General features: G+C 67.0%; 25 protein-coding genes and 1 tRNA gene. 10 read left to right on the top strand and 16 right to left on the bottom strand.

Annotated elements, in window-relative coordinates; genetic code table 11:
- Window positions 1-25: 25 nt before the first annotated feature.
- Genes HNO81_RS00735 through HNO81_RS00715 form a run of 5 tightly spaced genes read right to left on the bottom strand, consistent with a single transcriptional unit; the run spans window position 26 to window position 5,297 of the window.
- Window positions 26-796, bottom strand: a complete 771-nt coding sequence (locus tag HNO81_RS00735) for an SDR family oxidoreductase (protein ID WP_175316251.1) — start codon at window positions 794-796, stop codon at window positions 26-28.
- Between the two features lie 25 nt (window positions 797-821).
- Complete coding sequence (locus HNO81_RS00730; protein ID WP_371818132.1) at window positions 822-2,168, bottom strand: MFS transporter; 1,347 nt, start codon at window positions 2,166-2,168, stop codon at window positions 822-824.
- Window positions 2,165-2,671 carry a helix-turn-helix domain-containing protein gene (locus HNO81_RS00725; RefSeq protein WP_175316250.1) on the bottom strand — a complete coding sequence of 169 codons (507 nt, stop codon included), beginning with the start codon at window positions 2,669-2,671 and terminating at the stop codon, window positions 2,165-2,167. Before HNO81_RS00725 ends, HNO81_RS00730 begins: the two co-directional genes overlap by 4 nt.
- Window positions 2,672-2,722: 51 nt before the next feature.
- Window positions 2,723-3,886, bottom strand: coding sequence for a cystathionine gamma-synthase (locus HNO81_RS00720; RefSeq protein ID WP_175316249.1), 1,164 nt, complete (start codon window positions 3,884-3,886; stop codon window positions 2,723-2,725).
- A gap of 25 nt (window positions 3,887-3,911) precedes the next feature.
- The gene (locus HNO81_RS00715) at window positions 3,912-5,297 is read right to left on the bottom strand and encodes a cystathionine beta-synthase (protein WP_175316248.1); all 1,386 of its coding nucleotides are present in this window, start codon (window positions 5,295-5,297) and stop codon (window positions 3,912-3,914) included.
- Between the two features lie 59 nt (window positions 5,298-5,356).
- On the opposite strand from HNO81_RS00715, the gene HNO81_RS00710 reads away from it, so the two are divergent.
- The 3 genes from HNO81_RS00710 (at window position 5,357) to HNO81_RS00700 (ending at window position 8,358) form a co-directional block, all read left to right on the top strand.
- Window positions 5,357-6,544 carry an SLC13 family permease gene (locus HNO81_RS00710; protein WP_175316247.1) on the top strand — a complete coding sequence of 396 codons (1,188 nt, stop codon included), beginning with the start codon at window positions 5,357-5,359 and terminating at the stop codon, window positions 6,542-6,544.
- A 95-nt stretch (window positions 6,545-6,639) separates the two neighbouring features.
- Window positions 6,640-7,626 (top strand): DNA-3-methyladenine glycosylase, encoded by a 987-nt coding sequence (locus HNO81_RS00705; RefSeq protein ID WP_175316246.1) that lies wholly within the window; start codon window positions 6,640-6,642, stop codon window positions 7,624-7,626.
- A 144-nt stretch (window positions 7,627-7,770) separates the two neighbouring features.
- On the top strand, window positions 7,771-8,358 hold the full coding sequence (locus tag HNO81_RS00700; protein ID WP_175316245.1) for a hypothetical protein: 588 nt from the start codon (window positions 7,771-7,773) through the stop codon (window positions 8,356-8,358).
- Here HNO81_RS00700 and HNO81_RS00695 read toward each other — a convergent pair.
- Complete coding sequence (locus HNO81_RS00695; RefSeq protein WP_175316244.1) at window positions 8,355-10,028, bottom strand: AMP-binding protein; 1,674 nt, start codon at window positions 10,026-10,028, stop codon at window positions 8,355-8,357. The genes HNO81_RS00700 and HNO81_RS00695 overlap by 4 nt on opposite strands.
- Before the next feature lie 92 nt (window positions 10,029-10,120).
- Between HNO81_RS00695 and HNO81_RS00690 the strand changes: the two genes are divergently transcribed.
- Window positions 10,121-10,399, top strand: coding sequence for a putative quinol monooxygenase (locus HNO81_RS00690; protein WP_175316243.1), 279 nt, complete (start codon window positions 10,121-10,123; stop codon window positions 10,397-10,399).
- A gap of 66 nt (window positions 10,400-10,465) precedes the next feature.
- Here the strand turns inward: HNO81_RS00690 and HNO81_RS00685 are convergent, their stop codons facing one another.
- Complete coding sequence (locus tag HNO81_RS00685) at window positions 10,466-10,900, bottom strand: co-chaperone YbbN (protein ID WP_175316242.1); 435 nt, start codon at window positions 10,898-10,900, stop codon at window positions 10,466-10,468.
- Window positions 10,901-10,993: 93 nt separating this feature from the next.
- Window positions 10,994-11,548: an acyl-CoA thioesterase gene (locus HNO81_RS00680; RefSeq protein WP_175316241.1), complete on the bottom strand. Its 555-nt coding sequence runs from the start codon at window positions 11,546-11,548 to the stop codon at window positions 10,994-10,996.
- A 72-nt stretch (window positions 11,549-11,620) separates the two neighbouring features.
- On the opposite strand from HNO81_RS00680, the gene HNO81_RS00675 reads away from it, so the two are divergent.
- Together HNO81_RS00675 and HNO81_RS00670 are read left to right on the top strand one after the other, a co-directional pair.
- The gene (locus HNO81_RS00675) at window positions 11,621-12,355 is read left to right on the top strand and encodes a potassium channel family protein (RefSeq protein ID WP_175316240.1); all 735 of its coding nucleotides are present in this window, start codon (window positions 11,621-11,623) and stop codon (window positions 12,353-12,355) included.
- Window positions 12,356-12,699: 344 nt separating this feature from the next.
- Window positions 12,700-13,716: a LysM domain-containing protein gene (locus tag HNO81_RS00670; protein WP_175316239.1), complete on the top strand. Its 1,017-nt coding sequence runs from the start codon at window positions 12,700-12,702 to the stop codon at window positions 13,714-13,716.
- A 74-nt stretch (window positions 13,717-13,790) separates the two neighbouring features.
- Here HNO81_RS00670 and HNO81_RS00665 read toward each other — a convergent pair whose 3' ends face one another.
- The 3 genes from HNO81_RS00665 to HNO81_RS00655 all read right to left on the bottom strand — a co-directional run bounded on the left by HNO81_RS00665 (window position 13,791) and on the right by HNO81_RS00655 (window position 14,903).
- Window positions 13,791-14,216, bottom strand: coding sequence for a CBS domain-containing protein (locus HNO81_RS00665; protein ID WP_175316238.1), 426 nt, complete (start codon window positions 14,214-14,216; stop codon window positions 13,791-13,793).
- A gap of 184 nt (window positions 14,217-14,400) precedes the next feature.
- Window positions 14,401-14,482, bottom strand: a tRNA-Tyr gene (locus HNO81_RS00660).
- Between the two features lie 166 nt (window positions 14,483-14,648).
- Complete coding sequence (locus HNO81_RS00655; protein WP_175316237.1) at window positions 14,649-14,903, bottom strand: hypothetical protein; 255 nt, start codon at window positions 14,901-14,903, stop codon at window positions 14,649-14,651.
- A 186-nt stretch (window positions 14,904-15,089) separates the two neighbouring features.
- Between HNO81_RS00655 and HNO81_RS00650 the strand changes: the two genes are divergently transcribed.
- Window positions 15,090-15,581: a YajQ family cyclic di-GMP-binding protein gene (locus tag HNO81_RS00650; RefSeq protein ID WP_159631240.1), complete on the top strand. Its 492-nt coding sequence runs from the start codon at window positions 15,090-15,092 to the stop codon at window positions 15,579-15,581.
- Window positions 15,582-15,749: 168 nt separating this feature from the next.
- Here HNO81_RS00650 and htpX read toward each other — a convergent pair whose 3' ends face one another.
- A complete protein-coding gene (gene htpX / locus HNO81_RS00645) occupies window positions 15,750-16,616 on the bottom strand; it encodes a zinc metalloprotease HtpX (RefSeq protein ID WP_175316236.1) in 867 nt (288 codons plus the stop codon).
- Between the two features lie 28 nt (window positions 16,617-16,644).
- The gene (locus HNO81_RS00640; RefSeq protein ID WP_175316235.1) at window positions 16,645-17,916 is read right to left on the bottom strand and encodes an MFS transporter; all 1,272 of its coding nucleotides are present in this window, start codon (window positions 17,914-17,916) and stop codon (window positions 16,645-16,647) included.
- An 80-nt stretch (window positions 17,917-17,996) separates the two neighbouring features.
- Here HNO81_RS00640 and HNO81_RS00635 point away from each other — a divergent pair, with 80 nt between their 5' ends.
- The 3 genes from HNO81_RS00635 to HNO81_RS00625 all read left to right on the top strand — a co-directional run bounded on the left by HNO81_RS00635 (window position 17,997) and on the right by HNO81_RS00625 (window position 20,759).
- Window positions 17,997-18,482, top strand: a complete 486-nt coding sequence (locus tag HNO81_RS00635; protein ID WP_141182171.1) for a Fur family transcriptional regulator — start codon at window positions 17,997-17,999, stop codon at window positions 18,480-18,482.
- A 7-nt stretch (window positions 18,483-18,489) separates the two neighbouring features.
- A complete protein-coding gene (locus HNO81_RS00630; RefSeq protein ID WP_175316234.1) occupies window positions 18,490-19,986 on the top strand; it encodes a catalase in 1,497 nt (498 codons plus the stop codon).
- 137 nt (window positions 19,987-20,123) lie between these two features.
- A complete protein-coding gene (locus tag HNO81_RS00625; protein WP_175316233.1) occupies window positions 20,124-20,759 on the top strand; it encodes a DUF2461 domain-containing protein in 636 nt (211 codons plus the stop codon).
- Between the two features lie 70 nt (window positions 20,760-20,829).
- Here HNO81_RS00625 and HNO81_RS00620 read toward each other — a convergent pair whose 3' ends face one another.
- From HNO81_RS00620 to adhP, 3 genes are all read right to left on the bottom strand, one after another.
- Window positions 20,830-22,392, bottom strand: a complete 1,563-nt coding sequence (locus HNO81_RS00620) for an amino acid permease (protein ID WP_175316232.1) — start codon at window positions 22,390-22,392, stop codon at window positions 20,830-20,832.
- Window positions 22,393-22,566: 174 nt separating this feature from the next.
- Window positions 22,567-22,974 (bottom strand): DUF779 domain-containing protein, encoded by a 408-nt coding sequence (locus tag HNO81_RS00615; RefSeq protein WP_175316231.1) that lies wholly within the window; start codon window positions 22,972-22,974, stop codon window positions 22,567-22,569.
- Window positions 22,974-23,996 (bottom strand): alcohol dehydrogenase AdhP, encoded by a 1,023-nt coding sequence (gene adhP / locus HNO81_RS00610; protein ID WP_175316230.1) that lies wholly within the window; start codon window positions 23,994-23,996, stop codon window positions 22,974-22,976. Before adhP ends, HNO81_RS00615 begins: the two co-directional genes overlap by 1 nt.
- Window positions 23,997-24,006: the final 10 nt, after the last annotated feature.

The raw sequence follows: 24,006 nt of genomic DNA, 5'->3' as shown, positions 1-24,006 counted from the left end.
GTGCTGCCACGGCGGCCATGACGGCTTAGGCGGAGAAACCGCCGTCGGCCTTGATCAGCTGCCCGGACACCCACCGTCCGGCCGGCGAGAGCAGGAAGGCCACGGTCCTGGCAACGTCCGCAGGTGTGCCCAGGCGGCCGCCCGGCTGCTGCGCCGTGAGCTCGTCACGGATCTCGGGGGTCATCCAGCCGGTATCCACCGGCCCCGGGTTCAGGACATTCGCGGAAATCCCCTGCGGGCCCAGCTCCCGGGCGGCGGCGATCACGATCCGGTCCAGTGCCCCCTTCGAGGCGCCGTAGGGAAGGTTGAACGCCGTGTGGTCACTGGTCAGCGCGACGATCGCGCCGCCGTCGTCCGTGGCCTGCCGCGCAAACGCGGCGATCAACTGCCAGCTGCCGCGGGTGTTGACGGCGAAATGCCGGTCGAAGGATTCCACCGTGGTGTCCAGCACGCCGGAGTCAACCGATTCGGCGTGGCTGAGCACCAGGCCCTGCAGCGGTCCGGCCAGCTGGGCGGCCTCAGCCATGAGCCGGTCCGGAACTCCGGGATCCTGGAGGTCGGCGGACAGGACGTGGACCTGCGCGCCGAAGGCTTCCAGTTCCGCGGTGAGGCGGACCACGTCCTCGGGCTCGCTCCCCCACGGCATGCGGGCGTCATAGTCGGCCCAGTAGGACAGGGCCAGGTCCCACCCGTCAGCGGCCAGCTGGCGGGCGATGCCGGCACCGATGCCGGCCAGCCGGCCCACCCCGGTGACCAGGGCAACGGGGCGGGCAGGGACGGGTGCAAGGGGTTCCATCCGACCAGCCTAGCCGCGCCCCGTGTCAGGTCGTGGCGGGCTCGGCTTCCCGCGGGCTGTGGTGCCGGCGGATGGTGGCGCTGATGACGGCGGCGATGGTGCACATGGCCGCGGCGCCAAACCAGGCGTAGGTGTAGTGCCCGGTGGCGTCACGGAGGGCTCCGGCGGCGATGGCGGCTGCCGCGGCGCCCAGCTGGTGGGCCGCAAACACCCATCCGAAGACCACGCTGCCGTCGGCTCCGAACGTTTCGCGGCAGATGGCTGCCGTCGGCGGGACGGTGGCCACCCAGTCCAGGCCATAGATGACCACGAACACGATCATGCTGGGCTGCACCTCGGCGTTCAGCAGCAGCGGCAGCACCAGCAGGCCGATGCCGCGGAACTGGTAGTAGACGGCCAGCAGGACGCGGGGGTTGAAGCGGTCGGTCAGCCAGCCCGAGGCGATGGTGCCGGCGATGTCGAAGATCCCGACGACGGCCAGCAGGCCCGCGGCGGTGGTTTCCGGCATCCCGTGGTCGTGCGCGGAGGGGATGAAGTGGGTGCCGATCAGGCCGTTGGTGGTGGCGCCGCAGATGGCGAAGCCCGCTGCGAGGGCCCAGAAGGTCCGCACTTTGCTGGCGCGCCGGAGCACCTGCAGGGCCCGGACGGCGGCGTTGGCTCGGGGCCCGCTGTCCTGGACCGGTGCGGCCTCCTGGGTTTCGGCGTCCGCAGGCGCAGCACCATAGGGCAGCACCCCGACGTCGGCCGGCGAGTTCTTGAGGAACTTCAGCACCAGCGGGACCACGGCCAGGGCGCCGGCAGCGATGAGCAGGGAGGCCTGGCGCCAGCCGGGGTCCTGCGCGAGCAAGGCGATGAACGGCAGGAAGACCAGCTGCCCGGCCGCGCTGCCGGCAGTGAGGATACCGATCACCAGTCCGCGGCTTTTGGTGAACCACGTGTTGGCGATGGTGGCGGCGAAGACCAGGGCCATGGAGCCGGTGCCAAGGCCGATCAGCAGGCCCCAGGTCAGCAGGATCTGCCAGGACTGGTTTACCAGGACGGTCAGTGCGCTGCCCGTGCCGATCAGGACCAGGGCCGTTGCCGTGACGGCCCTGATGCCGAACCGTTCCATGAGGGCGGCGGCGAACGGGGCGGTGAGGCCGAAGAGGACCAGGTTGATGCTGACCGCCGCCGACAGGACCGTGGTGGACCAGCCAAACTCCTGCTGGAGCGGGACCATGAGGACGCCGGGCGCGGCCCGGAAACCTGCCGCACCCACCAGCGCCAGGAAAGCAACGGCGGCGACGGTCCAGGCAGGGTGCAGGCGGCGGCGCGGGCCTCGGCCGCCTTGCAGCGCTGCTGCGTCCGCTGTTTTCTTGAGCGGGGGGCTCACGCGGCCGGTCCGTTCCCTGCGGCGGTGGACAACGGGATGGGCCGTTCAGACCGCGAACGGCTGTGCCAGCTGGTGTTCGCCGCGGTGAGCCGTTCCCCGCATTCGGTGCAGGTGTCCGCCGAGCTGGTGGCTTTGCCGCAGCCGGAATGGATGACGTGGAGGTGCGCCTGGTCCGACGGTGCCGGCAGATGCTTCTCTGCCCAGATGGTCACCGCGTTCAGGACCGGCAGGGCGTCCTCGCCCCTGGAGGTGAGGACGTATTCCTGGCGGGTGCGGCCGCCGTCGTCGTACGCCTTCTTCTCCAGCAGTCCGGACTCCACCAGGCCTGCCAGCCGCTTGGTGAGGACTGAGTCCGCCACCTCCAGCCGGCTCTTCATCGCGTCGAAGCGTCCGTTGCCGAAGAAGACCTCGCGCAGGACCAGGATGGACCAGGGATCACCCAGGACATCCAGGCCGCGGGCCATGCTGCAGGTGCGTTGGGACCAGTCGGATCGAAGAGGCATACCGGCAACGCTAGTTGACTTTCTTCAAGAAAGCCACAGGCCAGTTTGTTGTTACGCGATGTTGGAGAACGCCCGGTCCAGGTCCGCGATCAGGTCTTCCTTGTCCTCAATGCCGCAGGACAAGCGCAGCAGGTTCACCGGGACGGCCAGCTCCGTGCCCTTGACTGAGGCGTGCGTCATTTCGGAGGGGTAGTTCATCAGTGACTCGATTCCGCCGAGGGATTCCGCCAGCGTGAACACGGACGTGGACTCGGCCACCTTGCGGGCGGCAGCTTCACCGCCCTTGAACTGGACGGACACCATGCCGCCGAACTTGCGCATCTGCTTTTTGGCGAGCTCGTGGCCCGGGTGGTCCGGCAGCCCCGGATAGAGGACCGCTTCCACCTCCGGGCGCTCCAGCAGCCACTCGGCCACGGCCTGCCCGTTCTCGCTGTGGCGGTCCATCCGCACGCCGAGGGTCTTGAGTCCGCGGGTGGTCAGGAAGGCATCCATGGGTCCGGACACGGCGCCGACGGCGAACTGCACGAAGCCGATCTTCTCCGCCAGTTCCGCGTCTTTGACCACGACGGCGCCGCCCACCACGTCGGAGTGGCCGCCGATGTATTTGGTGGTGGAGTGGACCACCACGTCCGCACCCAGGGCGAGCGGGTTCTGGAGGTAGGGGGACGCGAAGGTGTTGTCCACCACCAGGAGGGCCCCGGCGTCGTGCGCAATGTCGGCGAGCGCCACGATGTCGGTGATCTTCATCAGCGGGTTGGACGGCGTTTCCACCCAGACGAACCGGGTCTTGTGCGCCGCCACTGCATGGCGGACCCGGTCCAGGTTGGCCATGTCCACGGGGGTGTTACCGATCCCCCAGTCCCCCAGCACCCGGCTGATCAGCCGGTAGGTGCCGCCGTACGCGTCGTTGCCCAGCACGATGTGGTCTCCGGGGCGGGTGAGCGCCCGGATCAGGGCGTCCTCCGCGGCGAGCCCGGAGCTGAAGCTGTAGGCGTGCGTGCCCAGTTCCAGTGCGGCCAACTGCTCCTGCAACGCGTCCCGGGTGGGGTTGCCGCCCCGGCCGTACTCGTAGCCGCTGCGCAGGCCGCCGATGCCGTCCTGCGCGTACGTGGAACTGAAGTGCAGCGGCGGGACCACGGCTCCGGTGCGGGGTTCGAAGGCCTGGCCGGCATGGACGGCGCGGGTGTTGAAACCTTGGTTTTCAGAGGCAGGCATGGGTGCTCCTAACGGGTAGCGCAGATCAGTTGCTGAGATAGGCCAGCAGGTCGTGCCGGGTGAGGATGCCCACGGGCGCGCCTACAAACGTGACCATCAGGGTGTCCGTGTCAGAGAGCAGTTCCCTGGCCGCGGAGATGGTTTCCAGTGAGCCGATCACGGGCAGCTTGGGGCCCATGTGTTCGGAGATCTTGTCCGTCAGCTTTGCTTCGCCGCGGAACAGTTTGGCGGTGAGGGTGCGTTCGTCCACGGCGCCCAGGACCTCGCCCATGACCACCGGCGGCTCCTGCGAGAGGACGGGGATGTGGCTGACGCCGAACTCGTTCATGATGTTGATGACGTCGCGGACCGACTCGTTAGGGTGGATGTGCACCAGGTCCGGCAGCTCGCCGGTCTTGGATTTGATGACTTCCCCCACGGAGGTTTCCTCGCCGCCGGAGAGGAACCCGTAGGAACGCATCCACTGGTCATTGAAGATTTTGGCCAGGTAGCCGCGGCCGGAGTCCGGCAGGATCACCACGACGACGGCACTTTCGGGCAGGTTGCGCGCAGCCTTCAGCGCGGCTACTACAGCCATGCCGGAGGATCCGCCCACCAGCAGTCCCTCTTCACGGGCCAGCCGGCGGGTCATGCTGAAGGAGTCGGCGTCGCTGACGGCGATCACCTTGTCCGGGATGGACTTGTCGTAGTTGCCCGGCCACATGTCCTCGCCGACGCCCTCGACGAAGTAGGGCCGCCCGGTGCCGCCTGAGTACACCGATCCTTCGGGATCGGCGCCGATGATCCGGACCACGCCGCCGTCGGCCTCCGGCCTGTCAGCTGATACCTCCTTGAGGTACCGGCCGGTGCCGGTGATGGTGCCGCCGGTACCGGCGCCGATGACGCAGTGGGTGACCCTGCCGTCAGTGTCCCGCCAGATCTCCGGACCAGTGGTCTTGTAGTGACTGCCGGGCGCGGCCGGGTTGGAGAACTGGTCAGGCTTATAGGCCCCGGGCGTCTCCCGGGTGATGCGGTCCGAGACGCCGTAGTAGCTCTGCGGGCTGTCCGGCGGGACGGAGGTGGGCGTGACCACCACTTCCGCGCCGTAGGCCTGGAGCACGGCACGCTTGTCCTCGCCCACTTTGTCCGGAACCACGAAGACGCATTTGTAGCCCTTCTGCTGCGCCACCAGGGCAAGGCCCACCCCGGTATTGCCTGAGGTGGGTTCCACAATGGTGCCGCCGGGTTTGAGCTTTCCCTCGCGCTCGGCATCCTCGATCATCTGCGCGGCGATCCGGTCCTTGATGGATCCGCCGGGGTTCAGGTACTCCAGTTTGACCAGGACGGTGGCCTTGATGCCCTCAGTCACGTGGTTGAGTTTGATGAGCGGGGTATTGCCGATGAGGTCCAGGATGGACTGGGCGTACTTCATAGGTACAAAGCTACCGCTTCCTGCGCGCCGATCCCTGCCGCGGGTGGGAGGATAGGCCGGTGAAGCAGTCCGCATGGCTGAAAGCCGCCCGCAGCTACCTGCTGCCCGGCGCAACCCTGGCAGCAGGCCTAGTAACCCTGGCAACCGGTGTGCTGCCCGTCCCGGCTTTCGGGGACCTGGCATCCCGCACCATCCCCATCCTGGCCTTCGTGCTCGCCATGTCCCTGGTCACCGAACTGGTGGACGAGGCAGGGCTTTTCCGGGTGGTGACCGACCGCCTTGCCGCCCTGGGCCGGGGCCGGGTTTTCCTCCTGTGGCTCCTGGTGGTGGCCGTGGCCACGGTGTCCACCGTGTTCCTGTCCCTGGACACCACCGCAGTACTGGTGACCCCCGTGGTGGTGCTGCTGGCCGTGCACGCCAAAATCCCGCCGCTGCCGTTCGCGCTCACCAGCATCTGGCTGGCCAACACCGCTTCCCTGCTGCTGCCGGTGTCCAACCTGACCAACCTCCTGGCGCAGGACCGGCTGGGCCTGAGTCCTTGGCGTTTCGCGGGGCTGGTGTGGGCTCCCGCCCTGGTTGGCGTGCTGGTCCCCCTTGCCCTGCTCTGGCTGGCCTTCCGGCGGGACCTGCGCGGAACGTACGGGCCGCAGCCCTCGCGTCCGGTCCGCGACCGGACCCTGCTGAAAGCCGCGGGGATCACGCTGGTGGTCCTGCTGCCTGCGCTGGTGTCCGGGCTGCCGGTCCAGTACCCGGCGCTTGCCGCCGCCGCCGTCCTGGTGGCGGTCTTCCTCCGGCGCCGCCCCTCGGCCCTGCGGTGGTCCATGGTCCCGTGGCGGCCGCTGATGCTGACGGTGGGGCTGTTCATGCTGATGGAGGCCCTGCATGCGCACGGCCTTACCACCCTGCTGGCGGGTGTGGCCGGGACCGGTGACAGCTTGCCTGCGCTGCTGCAGCTGGCCGCGCTCGGCGCCGGGGCGGCGAACGCTGCCAACAACCTCCCCGCGTACCTTGCCCTGGAACCGGTGGCGGGTTCACCGGTCCGGCTTGCCGCCCTGCTGATCGGGGTGAACCTGGGCCCGCTGGTGACTCCGTGGGCGTCGCTGGCCACGCTGCTGTGGCACGAACGGCTACGGGTGCTGAATGTGCCCATCAAGTGGGGTGGCTTCGCGCTGGCCGGCCTGGTGGCCGTGGTCCTGACCGTGCCGCTGGCCGTGGTGGCACTCTGGGCCGTCTCCGGGGTGCCCTGACCAAGCTGGAAATGCGGCGGGATCAGCCTTCCGCGGGAAGCGCAGAGGGGCCGATGGTCCCGCCGGTGTCGGTGGTCCGTGGGACGATGGAAGGCATGACGATCGCAGCGGCACCTCCCCGGCTTGCGGCCGCGGCGGACCAGTCCCTGCGCTGGTATCCGGAAGGCCCTTACAGCCTTTCCCGGACCCTTGGCCCGCTCCTGCGCGGCAACAGCGATCCGTCCTTCTGCGTGCAGGGGGACGTTATCTGGAATGCCTTCACCACACCGGAAGGTCCGGCCACCCTGCGGCTCACCCCTGCCGGGGGCGGCGCGGAGTGCGGCCCGTTGGTGGATATCCAGGCGTGGGGCCCCGGGGCAGCGGCCGCCGTCCGGGCAGCACCCCGCCTGCTGGGTGCCGGCGACGACTGGGCGGGCTTCGATGAGCCCGCCTTCCACGCAACGCTGCCGCGCATGGTGCGGGAGGCCCGCCGCCGCAGCCTGGCCCTCCGGCTGCCGTCCAGCGGCCGCATGGTGGACCAGCTGGTGCCGATCATCCTGGAACAGAAAGTGACGGTGATCGAGGCCCGTCGCGCCTACCGCTACCTGGTGCACCGTTACGGGACGCCGGCGCCGCTGGCCGGGACGTCGACGCCGGCCGGCCTGGTGGTGGCCCCAACGGCCGCGCAGTGGCTGCAGATTCCCAGCTGGGAGTGGCACAAGGCCGGGGTGGGCCCCCAGCGTTCAGCCACTGTAATGCGTGCGCTGCGCTCCGCCGTCGCGCTGGAACGGCTCGCGGCGCTGCCGGCGCTGGAAGCGGCGGAGAAGATGCAGGTTATCCCGGGCATCGGGATCTGGACGGCAGCCGAAGTAGTGCAGCGCACCCACGGGTGCCCGGATTCCATCTCCGTGGGCGACTACCACCTTGCGGCCTACGTGGGGGCTGCCCTGACCGGACGACGGACGGACGACGCCGGGATGCTGGAGCTGCTGGAGCCCTGGCGGGGGCACCGGCAGCGGGTGGTGCGGATGATCCAGAGTTCCGGCTTCCGCAAACCCACCTTTGGCCCGCGGATGACCATCCAGGACCACCGCCGGCACTGACCCGCGCGGCAATTTTCCGGCGGCGGGAACCGCATGATGTCCCCGGCAGGGGGTACGGAGCCGGTAGGCGGCACCCGAGGGGAGCCCCTGCATGTCCTGAAGGACGGCGCTAGGCTGGCAGGACACGTTGACCGAAAGGATCCCATGAACTCCGAAGCAGGCAGCACCACATCCCCCAACCCCGAGGCTGCGCCCGGATCGGCCCAGGACCCCACGGTCCTGGACCCGGATGCCAAGGATCAGGACGCGGAAGAGAAGCTCAGGCTGCAGCTGGCCATTTTCGACGTGACTCGCCAGGCCGGAGGCAGGAGCCTGGCGGAAATCCGGGAGCTGCTGCTGTCCGCCTTTGCTGCGCGGGGCGCTGGCACGCCGCCGGAGACCTGGGTGGAGTCCGTGGCGTCTTCCGCGTATTACGGTGAGCCCTACATCATCGACTACCCCACGGCCATCGCAGCCGATGACCTGGAACCGGCCCCCAACCAGGAGGTCCGTGAGCGGCTCGCCGCCCGGCGGGAGCTCCAGCAGGAGAAACTTCCGGCCGGGATCTTCCCCGCGCAGGACGAATGGAACATCCCCGGCCGCAGGGACGCCGGTCCCAGCAGCAGCCGCGCACTGTCCCTGACGGGATCGAACGGCCGCATGGTCCTTGCCGTGGCGGCGCTTGCAGCGGTTGCCGTTGCCGTTGCCGTTGCCGTCCGCGCCGGTGCTGGGCGCCGCGGCAGGGACGCCTAAAGCCCCAGCCGGGCCACCGCTTCCTCCCTCATTTGGACTTTGCGGATCTTCCCCGAAACCGTCATGGGGAAGTTTTCGCGGACCTCCACGTAGCGCGGAATCTTGTAGTGGGCCAGCTGGCCGCGGCAGAACGAGGCCAGGGAGTCGGCGGTCAGGGGGGCCGATCCCTTGAGGATGATGCAGGCCATCAACTCCTCGCCATACCGGGCATCCGGGACCCCGATCACCTGGACATCCTGGATGTCCGGGTGGGTGTAGAGGAATTCCTCGATCTCGCGTGGGTAGATGTTCTCGCCGCCCCGGATCACCATGTCCTTGATCCGGCCCTCCACCACCACATACCCGTCCTGGTCCATGCGGGCCAGGTCCCCGGTGTGCATCCAGCCGTCGGCGTCGATCGCTTCGGCGGTCTTGTCCGGCTGGTTCCAGTATCCGGCCATGACGGCGTAGCCGCGGGTGCAGAGTTCGCCGATCTGCCCGCGTTCCAGGTCTTCGCCGGTGGCGGGATCCACGATCCTGCTCTCCAGCTGCGGCATGGTGCGGCCCACGGTCTCGGTGCGCTGCTGCATCGTGTCGCCCTTGCGGGTCATGGTGGACACGGGCGAGGTTTCGGTCATGCCGTAACAGATGGCCACGTCCACCATGTTCATCTCGGCGATCACCCGGTTCATCACCTCGATGGGGCACAAGGACCCGGCCATGACTCCGGTGCGGAGCGTGGAGAGGTCGTACGAACCGAAGTCGGGCAGCGCCAGCTCGGCGATGAACATGGTGGGCACCCCGTACAGGGACGTCCCCTCAAAGTCCTGGACGGCCTCAAGCGCCGCGGCGGGCGAGAATCCCCGGCCCGGGATGATGGTGGCGGCCCCGTGGCTGAGGGCGTTCAGGTTGCCGATCACCATGCCGAAGCAGTGGTAGAACGGCACCGGGATCACCACCCGGTCATGCTCCGTGTAGCCCAGCAGCTCACCGATGGCAAAGCCGTTGTTCAGGATGTTGTGGTGCGTCAGCGTGGCGCCCTTGGGGAAGCCCGTGGTGCCGGACGTGTACTGCAGGTTGATGGGATCGTGCGGGCTGAGTTCTGCCATGCGGGCTTTGAGGACGGCATGCCCGACGCCGTCTGCCCGGGTCAGCAGCTCGGCATACGTGAGTTCGGCGCCGCTTTGGGGGCTGCCGGCTTTCAGGGTGTCCAGCCCGTGGTCCGGCAGGAAGATCAGTTCCCTGAGGTCCGGACAGTTCAGGAGGGCCTGGCGGGCCATGGCCACGTAGTCGCTGTTGGTGTCCGAGGGCGCCGTGACCAGCATGCGCATACCGTTCTGCTTGACCACGAATTCGAGTTCGTGGCTGCGGTACGCGGGGTTGACGTTGACCAGGATGGCGCCCATTTTGGCCGTGGCGTACTGCAGCAGCGTCCACTCGGCGCAGTTGGGGCTCCAGATGCCCACCCGCTCACCCTTGCCGACGCCCAGGGCGAGAAGCGCGCGCGCCAGCCGGTCGACGTCGTCGTTCATCTTGGTGTAGCTCCAGCGCCGCGCGTCGGCGCCCGGCACGGGTGCAGCCTCGATCAGGGCGTCGTGAAGCGGAAACTGCGCGGCGACGCGCTCGAAGTTCGCGCCGATGGTTTCCTCCAGGAGCGGGACGTCAGTGTCCCCGGCTGTATAAGCACGCATGAGAGGACGCTATCAACAGGATCCCGGCAGGAGAAGGAAGAAGGTCCGCAACACAGCCGGTTCATTCCCGCGCTGCCGGTATTGTGAAATCCATGAGTGCACCCATTGACCTGATAGCAACGTTCATCCCCAACGCCGGCGAGTTCCACCGCGTCAAGCTGGCCCTGGAAATCGCCATCGACGAGGTAGTGAAGGAGCCGGGCTGCATCCAGTACGAGCTCACCGAAGCCACCGAGGAGAAGCTGGTCCTGACCGAGCAGTGGGCCTCCCAGGAGGACCTGGACAGGCACTCCAAGGGCATCGCCGTCCAGGACCTGAATGAATCGCTGAGCGCGCTCCTGGCCAAACCGGTCACGGTGGAACGCGTCTAGCCGCAGCCGTTAAACGCAGAATGCGGGTCCTCCCACCGGAGGACCCGCATTCTGCGTTTATGGGGTTTAAAAGTCGGGGATCTGCGTTCCGTCCTGGGGGCCGCTCTGGCCGGCAGGCTTGCTGGCGGCGGCTTCCGCCTCCTCGCGCTGCTTGGCCACGTGCGCGTGGACTTCATCCATGTCCAGGGCCTTCACGGCATCCACTACCTGTTCCAGCTGCTGGGCGTTCAGCGCACCGGGCTGGGAGAACACCAGAACCTTTTCGCGGAAGGCCATCAGCGTGGGAATGGACGTGATGCCTGCCTCAGCGGCGAGCTGCTGCTCGGCTTCGGTGTCCACCTTGGTGAAGACGACGTCCGGGTGCTTGTCGGAGACTGCTGAGTAGGTAGGGCCGAACTGCTTGCAGGGGCCGCACCATTCAGCCCAGAAATCGACCAGGACAATGTCGTTTCCTTCGATCGTCGATGCGAACTGTTCACCTGTGATGTCAAGGGTAGCCATGTGTCCACGGTACGCGCCGGCCACGGGCCTGTCGCGGTTGTTCGCTCCCCGCGTCATTGGGAATACGGCAACGGACGACGGCGGATGGCCGGGTCAGGCGGTGGCGTCCCAGAGATGCGGGGCCGGTGTGCGGCTGCCGGGAAGGGCACTGGAGGCGCGCCATTCGTGGATCCATTCGGGCAGGACCAGATCCTCCGGGGGCGTGCCGAACTCGGCGAGGATATCTTCCTGGCTGACCGGGCCGCCCTTGGTGACCAGCCGGGTGGCGATGTAGGCGCGCGCGTAAATTTCGCCGTCGGCCACCATGCGCTGTTCGAAGAAAATCGCCTTGGTGTCCAGCCCGATGATGCGGGTCTCGATGGCGTACTCCTGCCACAGCTGCAGCGATTTGCGGAAGGAAATGGTCTCCGCGGACACCACAGGGCTCCAGCCGCGGCGGCGCATCCGCTTCCAGACGCCGCTGCGGACCATCAGGTCGAACCGCCCAAGGTCCATCAGGGACAGATACATGCCGTTGTTGACGTGCATGGCGATGTCGATGTCCGTGGGCAGCACGCGCAGGGGCAGAGACGAGGGGTCCCATACGGCCAAGGGCGGGCGGCGGCCGGAGCGGAAAAGCATGAGGAGGGTTCTCAGGAGCAGGTGCATGCCGCCAATGTTACCCGCCGGTAACATTTTTCGGGAGGGCCGTCCGCGCCGCCGCCCCGTAGGATTTCGTGCATGACGCAGCAACGCTACCGGGACCTGGCGGAATGGCCATTGATGGCTACGGCGCTGGTGTTCCTGGCCGCTTACGCGTGGCAGGTGATCGGCCGCATCGAAGGCACGGGGGCGGACTGGCTTGAGGGCATCATGTGGGTCACGTGGTGCGTCTTCGTGCTGGACTACTCGGCAAACCTGTGGCTGGCGGAGAACCGCAGGCAGTGGTTCGTCCGCAACCTGCACGAGCTGGTGATCGTGGCCCTGCCATTCTTCCGGCCGCTGCGGCTGCTGCGCCTGGTGACACTGTTGTCCGTGCTGCACCGGACCGTGGGCGAGACGCTCCGCGGCAGGGTGGTCACGTACGTGGCGGCGTCCGCGGCCCTGCTGGTGTTCGTGGGCGCCCTCGCCGTCCTGGATGTGGAACAGTGGGCGCCCGAGGCAAAGATCACCACGTTCGGCGACGCCCTCTGGTGGGCCACCGCAACCATCACCACGGTGGGCTACGGGGACATGTACCCGGTCACCCCCATCGGACGCCTGGTGGCAACTGCCCTCATGATGAGCGGGATCGCCGTCCTGGGTGTGGTGACGGCCTCCATCGCCTCCTGGCTGGTCCAGAGGGTGGAAGACACGGCTGAAACCGTGGCCGAGGCCGTGGAGGAACCGGTGCGGGTTGAGGTGGCTGAGCTGGCCGGCGAGATCGCCCTGTTGCGGCGGGAGATCGCGGAATTGCGGGAACGCCGGCCACTGTAATAGCAGCAGGTACTTAGCTTCCGCGGCATCGAGTAGCGGTTCCGTTCCTGGCGAGTAGCGCGCCGAAAAAGTCGGGTAAGCCCTACTGATGTTCCGGCCTGGTGCCATTCCTAGACTCGGGATTCCTAGGATCACCACGCAACGACAGGTCCCCGGGTGGCTTCCGGGAAAACCTGTCACCACGCGGAGGTCCGCATCTTCTGGGTATGCGGACGCCTCCAACCCGCGCCGCCCCCGGCTTCCGGCACCAGCCGGGCCCGGCGGCGCACCAACATCGCGCTCCGTCCAGCGTTCCGGCGGGCACTGCAACGCCGCAGCGGGGACCGACCCCAGATGGGCAACCCATGAACCAGCCTCCCCTCCCCTCCCCCGAAGGCCCCAGCAGGAGCTTCGCCACCGACGAACCCAGGACCGATCTGTCCACCGGACGGCCAGCCATCAGCAATAAGTTATGGGCCGGCATGGCCACAGCCGCGGTGGTGGCCGCGGTGGGCGTAGGCGCCATAGCGGCGCCGCCCGCGCCCCTCAACGGCAGCACGACGGCGGCGGCCCACGTGACCGGCGCCCCCGCACCGCAGCCGGTCAGCACCGCCGCCCCGGCACCACCCGCAGCCGCCCCCGGTGGGGCTTCAGTTGCGGAAGCGGTGGCCGCGGAGGCGCCTGTACCGGTGCCTGCGCCAGCCGCCGAAGCACCGGCGGAACCGGCTCCGGAGGCACCCGCGCCAGCCGCGGAGCCTGCACCTGCCGGCGACCCCAACCTGTATACGGTGGTGCCGGGCGACACCGTCGGGGCGATCGCGGCCGCCTATGGCGTGGACATGAATGCCATGCTCGCGGCCAACGGATTGAGTGCTTTCAGCATCATCTACCCGGGCGAAACGCTCCTGTTGACGGGCCCGCCCATCGCAGTTGCCCAGCCGGCACCTGCTCCGGCCGCTGTTGCAGCCCCTGCCCCTGCCCCTGCACCGGTTGCCGCCCAGGCGCCCGCCCCGGCAGCGGCGGTGCAGGCGGCTCCAGCGCCGGCGGCTCCAGCCGTCCGGACCATCTACGTGGCCGGTTCAGGCGGCCAGTCCATGGTGGACGCCTGCATCGGACCGATCCACTACACCCCCAACGACGGCTACTCGCTCTTTATCACCGAACACGATTTCTGCGGTGGCTGGGCACGGTTCTCGGGAATCGGCGTGCGTGAGACCGTGAGCATCCCGGGTTACGGAACGTACACGGTGACCGGCCGGGGCACGGTCCCGAATCCCGGAACCACCAACGACGTCATCGCGGTCTTCGGCGGCTTTCCGCGGGCGATCCTGCAGACCTGCATTCCAGGAACCAGCACCATGCTCCTGGTTGCACTGAACTGAACTGCCGGGATTCGTAAGCTTGTCCGCGGGTCCGGACCTTCACGGCCCGGATCCGCGGACAAGGCCATGACGCGCTACACCCCGTGGCGCTCTGAAATATGCTCCACCAGTTCGCCCACGCGCTGTTCCGAGTAGTTGCGCGCAATATCGCCCTGGCTGATGATGCCTACCAGCTTGTGGTCCGAGATCACCGGCAACCTGCGGATCTGGTGCTGCTCCATCATGTCGATGGCTGCATCGACATTGGCGTCGGCGTCAATGCAGAACGGCTTGCCGGCGGCGAGGTCGCCGGCCATGGTCTGGCCCGGGTCGCGTCCGGCGGCAACGCACTTGAGCACAATGTCACGGTCGGTGATCATGCCCTTCAACTTGCCGTCGTCACCGCAGATCGGGAGGGCTCCGCAATCGAGGTCCCGCATCAAGCGGGCTGCCTCCAGAAGGGACTCATTTTCCCCGACACATCGCGCATCAGTGGTCATGAATTCACGTACGGCACTCATTGAATCCTCCTTCATCGATGGAATATCGACGCAGGGCATCGGAGCACATGCGCCGATGCTGCCAGATTACGCCCGCACCAAGAGGGTGTCGACGGCGGATGGAGGCTTGTTTCGGAGTACCCACGAGCAGTGCCGGGCACAAAAAAGCCTCCGGAACCTGATGGTTCCGGAGGCTTTCCTTGGGTGGCAGATGAGGGATTCGAACCCCCGTAGGCGTTGCCAGCTGATTTACAGTCAGCCCCCTTTGGCCGCTCGGGTAATCTGCCGAACTTCAAAGGAAGTACCCGCCGATGCAGTGTTGGGAAGGAACGTTTCCGGTCCTTTCCGCTTCAGTAACCGCGGGCAAGAACACTTTACAGAACTTCCGGCGAAGAATCGAATCGGGCCCTTCGCAGCCCCTTCCGCCGCGAACTGGCGGCGGGAAACCGGGCACTACGCCCCGCCGAAGATCCGCCCCGCAAGCTTGGCTTCAAAGCTCAACGCCTGCTCCGCCGTGATCTGGTTCAGCTGCACCGCCCGCTGCAGGTCCGCCCGGACCCCTTCCATCCGCGCAGAGGCATCCGCCACGGGACTGAAGACAATGGAGGCCGCCACTGCCGCCGCCGCCACCGACGATGCCGCCGTGGCCACCGCCCCCGCCGCGGCATTGGTGGTCCGGGTGACGTATCGGGCGGCTTGGCGGTGCATGGTGTTCCCTTCAACTGCGGTGCATCTGCTCCAACCCTCGCCAGCCCGGCTTCGTTCCCACAGTGCTTCCGCTGAGAGGGAACTGTGAATCGGCAGGCCCCCACCGGCGCAGGCATCCGTACTAGGCTGGATGCCAGTCATCCAGGCCCTGTACCCGCACGGGGCTCCCATCAACTAAGGAGAGTCATGGCAGGCGAGTCAACGTTCGACGTCGTAAGCAAAGTGGACAAGCAGGAAGTGGCCAACGCGCTCAACCAGTCCCAGAAGGAAATCGCCCAGCGTTATGACTTCAAGGGCGTCGGCGCGGAGATCGACTTCAGCGGCGAGAAGATCCTCATGAAGGCCAACTCGGAAGAACGCGTCAAGGCCGTCCTGGACGTTTTCCAGTCCAAGCTGATCAAGCGCGGCATCTCGCTGAAGTCCCTGGACGAGGGCGAACCCTACGCCTCGGGCAAGGAGTACCGCCTGGAAGCCTCCATCAAGGAAGGCATCGCCCAGGACCTGGCCAAGAAGATCAACAAGCTCATCCGCGACGAAGCACCCAAGTCGGTCAAGTCGCAGATCCAGGGCGACGAGCTGCGCGTGTCCTCCAAGTCCCGCGATGACCTGCAGGCCACCATGGCTTTGCTGAAGGACTTCGAGGAAGCGGACCTGCAGTTTGTGAACTTCCGCAGCTAGTCACCCGCCGCCGTCGTTTTCGACGCGCAACCAGTTGGACGACACGCAAAGAGGCTGGCGCACCCCGGATTCGGGGTGCGCCAGCCTTTTTGCGCGTCACGGGCGACTGGGCGCGTCGGCAGGGCAGATGCGTGTCACCACGCGCCACGTCCGACGGCGGGTTCCCGGCTACGGTTGCCGGCCCGCCATCCGCTCCAGCCGGGCGATCCGGTCCCGCATGGGCGGGTGGGTGGCGAACAGCTTGTTCATGGCCCCGCCGCGGAACGGGTTGGCGATCATCAGGTGGGAGGCGTTGACCAGCCGCTGGTCCTGCGGCAGCGGGGCGATGCTGACGCCGCGCTCGATCTTGGCCAGGGCTGAGGCGAGCGCCAGCGGATCGCCCGTGAGCTGCGACCCGTCCTCGTCGGCGTCGTACTCCCTGGTGCGGGAGATGGCCATCTGGATCAGTGATGCCGCAAAGGGTGCCAGCAAAGCCATGGCGATCATGGCCAGCGGGTTGGCGTTGCGCCGGTCGCCGCCGCCGAAGAACAGCAGCATCTGGCCCACGGAAGTGATCACGCCTGCGACGGCGGCCGCCACGGACGAGGTAAGGATGTCGCGGTTGTAGACGTGCATCAGCTCGTGGCCCAGGACGCCGCGGAGTTCGCGCGGGTCCAGCAACTGCAGGATGCCCTCCGTGCAGCAGACGGCGGCATTTTTTGGGTTGCGGCCCGTGGCGAAGGCGTTGGGGTTCATGGTGGGCGAGACGTAGATCCGCGGCATGGGCTGGTTGGCGCGCATGGAGAGCTCGCGGACAATCTGGTACAGCTGCGGCGCCTGGGCTTCGGTCACCGGGAAGGCCTGCATGGAGCGGATGGCGATCTTGTCGCTGTTCCAGTACCCGTAGAACGTGGTGCCGACGCCGATCAGCGCCATGATCCAGATGGGTGCCGAACTGCGGGTGCCGACTCCGATCAGTCCGCCCAGGCCCAGCAGCACCGCCCACAGCACGCCGAACAGTGCCGCGGTCTTCAGGCCGTTGTGATGGTTGTGCACGTTTCCTCCTTGCTTAAGGAACGGCTTGCTAGGGCACCGGGTTCCGGGCATCGTACTTCCGGAAACCGGGCTGCAGTTTCGCCGCCAGCCACGCCCCCGCGATACACAGCGCACCGCCAACCAGCAGGACCCAGCCCTCACTCAAGAGCTTAGTCGCGCCGCCGGCCAGCAGGTCACCGATCCGCGGGCCGCCGGCCACCACCACAATGAATACGCCCTGCAGCCGTCCGCGCAGGTGGTCCGGGGCCGCGGCCTGCAGGATGGTGTTGCGGAAGACGCTGCTGATGGAGTCGGCGATCCCGGCCAGCGCGCAGCAGGCGGCGGCGGGCAGCAGCCACAGGGTCGCCGCCCCGTCCGGCGCCGGCCCGGCGAGCAGCACCACCAGGCCGAACGCGCCGATCGACGCGCCCCAGCCCATGACAGACACCACAACGGCGGTCCCCTGGCGGCGCACGCTGCCCAGCGGCCCGGAGAACAGGCCGGCCAGGAAAGCCCCGACGGCGGTGCACGCCAGCAGGATGCCCACGGTGGCCTCGCCGCCGCCGATTGTCAGCGCGGCAACGGCGGGAAGGAGGGCCCGGGGCTGGGCGAGGATCATGGCCACGAGGTCGATGATGAAGGTCATCCTGAGGTTGGGCCGCGTTCCCAGGAAGCGGAATCCTTCAACCACGGACCGGATCCCTACTTTGCTGCGTTTGCCGGCCGGCGGCATGGGCGGAAGCAGATAGACGGCCCACAGGACAAACGCGAAGCTGGCGAAGTCGAGGGTGTACGTCCAGCCGAACCCCACCCAGGCCACCAGGACTCCGGCCAGCAGTGGACCGGCGGTCATGGCAAGGCCCAGAGACAGCATGCTCAGTGCGTTGGCGGCCGGCAGGAGTTCCTTCCGGATCAGCATGGGGATGATGGCGCTGCGGGCCGGCTGGTTGATGGCCTGGGCGCCGCTTTGCAGTGCCACCAGAAGGTACAGGACCCACACGTTGCCTAACTGGACCCAGGCCTGCAGCGCGATCAGCCCGGTGGTCAGCCAGAGGACGGTGGAGGCCAGCAGTGCGATGCGGCGGCGGTCGTGCGCGTCAGCGATGGACCCGCCCATCAGGCCGCCAACCACCAGGGGCACCAGGGCGAAGATCCCCAGCAGGCCCACGTAGAAGCTGTCCTGGGTCAGGCGGTACACCTCCAGGCTCACCGCCACCAGGGTCAGCTGGCTGCCGACGGCGGACACCGCCGATCCCAGCCACAGCCGGCGGAATGCGGGGCTTTCCCTGAGCGGCGTGACATCGGCAAGTATTTTCCCCACCCCGCAACACTAGCGGGGAGGGAGGAAAGGTAAGCCGAGCCTTATTGTGAGTTATTAATAATAAGTGTTTCAATGGAGCCATGACGGAGCACTTTGACGGCCAGGACGCGTGGGCTGCAGCCCTGCGCGCCCACGGACGCAGGGTGACCAAGCAGCGGCTCGCTGTACTCGCCGCCGTCGAACGCCACCCGCATTCCCCTGCCGAAAGCATCCTCGCCGCGGCCCGGACCGAACTGCCCGAACTGACGGCCCAGTCCGTGTACGTGGTCCTGGGCGACCTGACGGACCTGCACATGCTGCGCCGGTTCGAGCCGCCGCACTCCCCCGCACTGTATGAGACACGCGTGGGCGACAACCACCACCACGCCATCTGCATCAGCTGCGGCCGCGTGGAGGACGTGGACTGCGCCGTCGGTCACGCCCCCTGCCTCACGCCGCACTGGAACCCGGACGCCAAGCCGATGACCATCCAGATCGCGGACGTCATGTACCAGGGCATCTGCCAGGAATGCCAGCAGGCCCAACAGCTTCCTCCCCACAGTCCCTCGCAAGAAAAAGAGAAATAGGAGAACAATGACTGCCGTTTCCACAACCCAGTCAGGTGCACCGGTTACGTCCGACGCACACTCGAAGTCAGTTGGTGCCGATGGTGCCATCATCCTGACTGACCACTACCTGGTGGAAAAGCTCGCCCAGTTCAACCGTGAGCGGGTTCCGGAGCGCGTAGTGCACGCCAAGGGCGGCGGTGCATTCGGCACGTTCAAGGCCACCGAGGACATTTCCAGGTACACCAAGGCGGCGTTCCTGCAGCCCGGCGCCGAGACCGAGATGCTGATCCGCTTCTCCTCCGTGGCCGGCGAGAACGGTTCCCCGGACACTTGGCGCGATCCCCGCGGTTTCGCCGTGAAGTTCTACACCAGCGAGGGCAACTACGACCTCGTGGGCAACAACACCCCCGTCTTCTTCATCCGCGACGGCATCAAGTTCCCGGACTTCATCCACTCCCAGAAGCGCCTGCCGGGCACCCACCTGCGCGACGCCGACATGCAGTGGGACTTCTGGACCCTGTCCCCCGAGTCCGCCCACCAGGTCACCTGGCTCATGGGTGACCGCGGCCTGCCGGCCTCCTGGCGTGAAATGCAGGGCTACGGCTCGCACACCTACCAGTGGATCAACGCCGAGGGCGAGCGCTTCTGGGTCAAGTACCACTTCAAGTCCAACCAGGGCGTGAACTCCATGAGCTCCGAGCAGGCCGAACAGCTTGCCGGCTCCGACGCGGACTTCTACATCCGCGACCTGTCCGAGAACATCGCCGCCGGCAACTTCCCGTCCTGGGACCTGCACGTGCAGGTCATGCCGTACGAGGATGCCAAGACGTACCGCTTCAACCCGTTCGACCTGACCAAGGTGTGGCCGCACTCGGACTACCCGCTGATCAAGGTGGGCACCATGGAGCTGAACAAGAACCCGGAGAACTACTTCGCGCAGATCGAGCAGGCCACCTTCGCGCCGTCGAACTTCGTGCCCGGCATCGCCGCCTCCCCGGACAAGATGCTGCAGGCCCGCATCTTCTCCTACGCGGACGCACACCGCTACCGCGTGGGCACCAACCACGCCCAGATCCCGGTGAACCAGCCCAAGAACCAGGTCAACAACTACAGCCAGGACGGGCAGGGACGATACCTGTTCAACGCCCCCTCCGTTCCGGTCTACGCGCCGAACTCCGTGGGCGGCCCGGCTGCCGTTGAGCCGCAGAACCCGGCCGGCGGCTGGGAGAACGACGGCGAGCTGACCCTCGCCGCGCACACCCTCCACGCCGAGGACGGCGACTTCGTCCAGGCCGGCACGCTGTACCGCGAGGTCTACGACGATGCGGCCAAGGCCCGCTTCCTGGAGACCATCACCGGCGCAGTGGGCGGTGTGCAGAGCCCCGACATCAAGGAGCGCGCCATCCAGTACTGGACCAACGTCGACGCCGAACTGGGCGCCAAGCTGCGCGCCAACCTTGGCGCAGCTGCTGCCCCGTCGGCTCCCACCTCGGATGCAGAGTCTGCCAACAAGATCGGCTGACCAGCTTCCTGCCGGCTGAACTGAAGAACACCCCGCCATGGACCTCCGTGGCGGGGTGTTCTGCTGTCCGGCCCGGGTTGTGCACATATGGTGCCGGGGATCTGGCCGGTTGCCGATGGCGGACCTAGTCTCCGTAGATGAACACTTTCGCAGGCATTCCCCGGGAAGCCTTCCGCTTCTACGCGCAGCTGGAGGACAACAACAACCGCGACTGGTGGCTGGAACACAAGGCAACGTATGACGGGTCGGTCAAGGAGCCGCTCACCCTCCTGCTCTCTGAGCTGGAGCCCGAGTTTGGACCTGCCAAGCTGTTCCGCCCCAACCGGGACATCCGCTTTTCGCTGGACAAGTCACCGTACAAGACTGCCCAGGGGGCCTTCGCCACACGCCAGGAAGGCGTGGGCTTCTATCTCCACATCAACGCCGATGGCTTGTTGATCGGCGGCGGCTACCACTCCCATACTCCCGCCCAGCTGGCACGGTTCCGCGCGGCCGCCGACGCTTCCGCCAGCGGCGCTGCCCTGCAGGAGATTGTGGATGCCGTAGCAGGTGCCGGTTTTGCCATTGAAGGCGAGACGCTGAAAACCGTCCCGCGCGGTTTCGACAAGGACCACCCCCGCGCCGAACTGCTCAAGCATAAATCGCTGTCCGCGGGTGTCGAGGTGGGCCAGCCGGAGTGGGTGTCCACGCCGGCCGCGAAGGACCGCATCGCGGAACGGTGGCGGCAGCTGCGGCCGCTCGTGGAGTGGGTGGGCCGGTACGCGGCGCCGTAACCGCCCGGAAATGCGGCTGCCCGCCCGGCGCAGGCCGGGCGGGCAGGTCACTAACTCGTGCGGCGGACCGTCAGGTCCGGCTCAACTCGTCCTCGTCATCGGGCTCCGCAGCTTCACGGGAAGCGGCGGTGGGTGCCCCGTTGACAGATGCGTTCGCATCGGCGAACCGCTCATTGAGCCGCGAGTGCCGCTGGCCGTAAGCGAAGTAGATGGCCAGGCCCAGCACCAGCCAGAACGCGAAGAAGATCCAGGTCTCCACGGCGAGGTTGGTCATCAGGTACAGGCACAGCACCGCGGACACCACGGGGACTACCTTGCCGAACGGGACGCGGAACGCAGGCTTCAGGTCCGGGCGCTTCCTGCGGAGCACCAGGATGCCCAGGCTGACCACCACGAATGCGGACAGCGTACCGATGTTGATCATTTCCTCGAGCAGGTCCACATTGGTGAGGCCGGCCACCAGTGCCACCGCGGCACCGCAGATGATCTGCAGGCGGGCGGGCGTCGAACGCTTGTCGCTCGTCTTGGACAGCGACCGCGGCAGCAGTCCGTCCCGGCTCATGGCCAGCACCACGCGGGACAGGCCCATGAGGAGCACCATGATCACGGTGGTCAGGCCCACCAGCGAACCGAAAGCGATGACCTTGGCGGCGGTGGTGTCCCCCACGGCCTCGAAGGCGGTGGTGAGGGTGGGGCTCTTGGCCTCGGCCAGCTGGGTGTAGGACACCATGCCGGTCAGGGCCAGGGACACCAGGATGTAGAGCAAGGTCACCAGCGCCAGGCCGCCGAAGATGCCACGGGGCAGGGTCTTCTGCGGGTTCTTGACCTCTTCAGCGGAGGTGGCCACCACGTCGAAGCCGATGAAGGCGAAGAACACCAGGGCGGCACCGGCAAAGATGCCTGCGGTGCCGTACTGGGCGGGGACGGCACCGGTCAGGAAGCCAAAGAAGGACTGCTTCAGGACGTCCGCGGTGCCGGTGCCGGCCGTGGGCTCGGCTGCCGGAACGAACGGGCTGTAGTTCTCGATCTTCACGTAGGTGAAGCCCACCACGATCACGAACAGCACCACGGCGATCTTGATCAGGGTGAAGATGTTGCCCACCCGGGCGGAGAGTTTGGTGCCCAGCACCAGCAGCACCGTAAAGATGGCCACGATCAGGAACGCGCCCCAGTAGAGGTCCACGCCGCCCAGCGAGATGGCCGGCGGAACGTCCAGGCCCGTGAGGGCAAAGACCTTGCTGAGGTAGATGCCCCAGTACTTGGCGATCACGGCAGCGGCCGTAAAGAGTTCGAGGATCAGGTTCCAGCCGATGATCCAGGCGAGGAGCTCACCCATGGTGGCGTATGTGAAAACGTAGGCAGATCCGGCCACGGGGATGGCAGTGGCGAACTCCGCGTAGCACATGATGGCCAGCGCGCAGGTGACGGCGGCGATGGCGAAGGAGAGCGTCACCGCAGGACCTGCAAAGTTGGCGGCGGCCTTGGCACCGACCGAGAAGATACCGGCGCCGACAGCAACGGCGACGCCCATGATCATGAGGTCCCAGGTGCTGAGGGAACGCTTTAGCTTGCGTCCGGGCTCATCAGCGTCGGCAATCGACTGCTCAATGGATTTTGTCCGCAGAAGGTTCATTGGGGGTCACAATCCTGGTTTGTGAGGGAAACAGACCTATCAACGATAGTGTCCATCCACTGGACGGTCCCAATCGTCCCGAATAGTGAGACGTCCTCACGGCCGAACATTGTTCCACCAAAGTGCTCAGGGCCCTCCGAATGGAGAGCCCCGAGCGGGTTTTGATCGAACTTCCTAGGATGGCCAATCCATCAGTGTTGACCTGATCAGGAAGCGCTTACCCTCAGGCGCCTCAACGGAGAAGCCGCTCCCCCGGCCAGGCACCACGTCGATGGTCAGGTGGGTGTGGCTCCAGTAGTTGAACTGCTCCCGGGACATCCAGAATTCCAGCGGCATGGGCTGCAGCCCCTCGGCCAGGTCGAAAAGCCCAAGCAGCACGTCAGCGTCCCCGGTGATGAAGTCCCCGGCCGGGTAGCACATGGGCGAGGACCCGTCGCAGCAGCCGCCGGACTGGTGGAACATGAGGGGCCCATGTTGTTCCCACAGCGTCCGCAGCAGGTCCACGGCAGCCGGCGTGAGCGCCACCCGGGAAAAGTCTTCCCCGGGCAGCGTCACGGCAGCGGCCAACGCTTCAGCGGGCATCAGAACCTCAGCACCACGCGGCCGTCGATCTTGGCGTGCTTCATCTCATCGAACACCGCGTTGACCTCGGACAGCTCCCGCACGGACACCGTGGGGTGGATCTTGCCCCGGGCATAGAAGTCCAGGGCCTCCTCAAGATCCTGCCGCGTGCCCACGATGGAACCGCGGACGGTCAGGCCCTTGAGCACAATCTCGAAGATCGGCGCAGGAAAGTCCCCCGGCGGCAGGCCGTTGAACACGATGGTTCCGCCGCGCCGGGCCATGCCGATGGCCTGTCCGAACGCCGACGGGTGCACCGCCGTAACCAGCACTCCATGGCACCCTCCTGTTTCCCGCTGGATCACTTCGACCGGATCCTCGTGCAGCGCGTTGACCGTGAGCTCGGCGCCGTGGGCCTTGGCCAGGGCCAGCTTGTCGTCGGCGATGTCCACGGCGGCGACACGCAGCCCCATGGCCACGGCATACTGCACGGCAATATGCCCCAGGCCACCAATGCCCGATATGGTGACCCACTGCCCCGGCCGGGCCTCGGTCACTTTCAGGCCCTTGTAGACGGTGACGCCGGCGCACAGCACCGGCGCCACCTCGACGGGGTCGGATCCCGCCGGTATGCGGGCCGCAAACCGGGAGTCCACCAGCATGTATTCGCCGAAGGACCCGTCCACGCTGTAGCCGCCGTTCTGCTGCGCTTCGCAAAGGGTTTCCCATCCGGTCCGGCAGTACTGGCAGTCACCGCAGGCCGACCACAGCCAGGCGTTGCCGACCAGGTCACCGACCGCGAGATCGGACACCCCGTCGCCGAGGGCAACCACTTCGCCCACGCCCTCATGGCCGGGAACGAACGGCGGTGACGGCTTGACCGGCCAGTCGCCCTCCGCGGCGTGGAGGTCGGTGTGGCAGACCCCGGTGGTCAGGACCTTCACCAGCGCCTGTCCGGGGCCAGGCTGGGGAATGGCGATGTCCTTGACCGTGAGGTCGGCGCCGAATTCGGTTACTACTGCTGCTTGCATTGTCGTCGTCATTGGCGAAATC

The sequence above is a fragment of the Pseudarthrobacter sp. C4D7 genome (assembly GCF_013359725.1).
GTDB lineage: Bacteria > Actinomycetota > Actinomycetes > Actinomycetales > Micrococcaceae > Arthrobacter.
The sequence above is the reverse complement of the archived record's forward strand: the minus strand, read 5'-3'. Positions and strand labels throughout refer to the sequence as shown.

Bases quoted from the DNA above. Each gene is read 5' to 3' on its own strand.
- HNO81_RS00735 (WP_175316251.1), bottom strand. From the start codon at position 796: ATGGAACCCCTTGCACCCGTCCCTGCCCGCCCCGTTGCCCTGGTCACC.
- HNO81_RS00725 (WP_175316250.1), bottom strand. From the start codon at position 2,671: ATGCCTCTTCGATCCGACTGGTCCCAACGCACCTGCAGCATGGCCCGC.
- HNO81_RS00720 (WP_175316249.1), bottom strand. From the start codon at position 3,886: ATGCCTGCCTCTGAAAACCAAGGTTTCAACACCCGCGCCGTCCATGCC.
- HNO81_RS00715 (WP_175316248.1), bottom strand. From the start codon at position 5,297: ATGAAGTACGCCCAGTCCATCCTGGACCTCATCGGCAATACCCCGCTC.
- HNO81_RS00705 (WP_175316246.1), top strand. From the start codon at position 6,640: ATGACGATCGCAGCGGCACCTCCCCGGCTTGCGGCCGCGGCGGACCAG.
- HNO81_RS00700 (WP_175316245.1), top strand. From the start codon at position 7,771: ATGAACTCCGAAGCAGGCAGCACCACATCCCCCAACCCCGAGGCTGCG.
- HNO81_RS00695 (WP_175316244.1), bottom strand. From the start codon at position 10,028: ATGCGTGCTTATACAGCCGGGGACACTGACGTCCCGCTCCTGGAGGAA.
- HNO81_RS00690 (WP_175316243.1), top strand. From the start codon at position 10,121: ATGAGTGCACCCATTGACCTGATAGCAACGTTCATCCCCAACGCCGGC.
- HNO81_RS00685 (WP_175316242.1), bottom strand. From the start codon at position 10,900: ATGGCTACCCTTGACATCACAGGTGAACAGTTCGCATCGACGATCGAA.
- HNO81_RS00680 (WP_175316241.1), bottom strand. From the start codon at position 11,548: ATGCACCTGCTCCTGAGAACCCTCCTCATGCTTTTCCGCTCCGGCCGC.
- HNO81_RS00675 (WP_175316240.1), top strand. From the start codon at position 11,621: ATGACGCAGCAACGCTACCGGGACCTGGCGGAATGGCCATTGATGGCT.
- HNO81_RS00670 (WP_175316239.1), top strand. From the start codon at position 12,700: ATGAACCAGCCTCCCCTCCCCTCCCCCGAAGGCCCCAGCAGGAGCTTC.
- HNO81_RS00665 (WP_175316238.1), bottom strand. From the start codon at position 14,216: ATGAGTGCCGTACGTGAATTCATGACCACTGATGCGCGATGTGTCGGG.
- HNO81_RS00655 (WP_175316237.1), bottom strand. From the start codon at position 14,903: ATGCACCGCCAAGCCGCCCGATACGTCACCCGGACCACCAATGCCGCG.
- HNO81_RS00650 (WP_159631240.1), top strand. From the start codon at position 15,090: ATGGCAGGCGAGTCAACGTTCGACGTCGTAAGCAAAGTGGACAAGCAG.
- HNO81_RS00635 (WP_141182171.1), top strand. From the start codon at position 17,997: ATGACGGAGCACTTTGACGGCCAGGACGCGTGGGCTGCAGCCCTGCGC.
- HNO81_RS00630 (WP_175316234.1), top strand. From the start codon at position 18,490: ATGACTGCCGTTTCCACAACCCAGTCAGGTGCACCGGTTACGTCCGAC.
- HNO81_RS00625 (WP_175316233.1), top strand. From the start codon at position 20,124: ATGAACACTTTCGCAGGCATTCCCCGGGAAGCCTTCCGCTTCTACGCG.
- HNO81_RS00620 (WP_175316232.1), bottom strand. From the start codon at position 22,392: ATGAACCTTCTGCGGACAAAATCCATTGAGCAGTCGATTGCCGACGCT.
- HNO81_RS00615 (WP_175316231.1), bottom strand. From the start codon at position 22,974: ATGCCCGCTGAAGCGTTGGCCGCTGCCGTGACGCTGCCCGGGGAAGAC.
- adhP (WP_175316230.1), bottom strand. From the start codon at position 23,996: ATGACGACGACAATGCAAGCAGCAGTAGTAACCGAATTCGGCGCCGAC.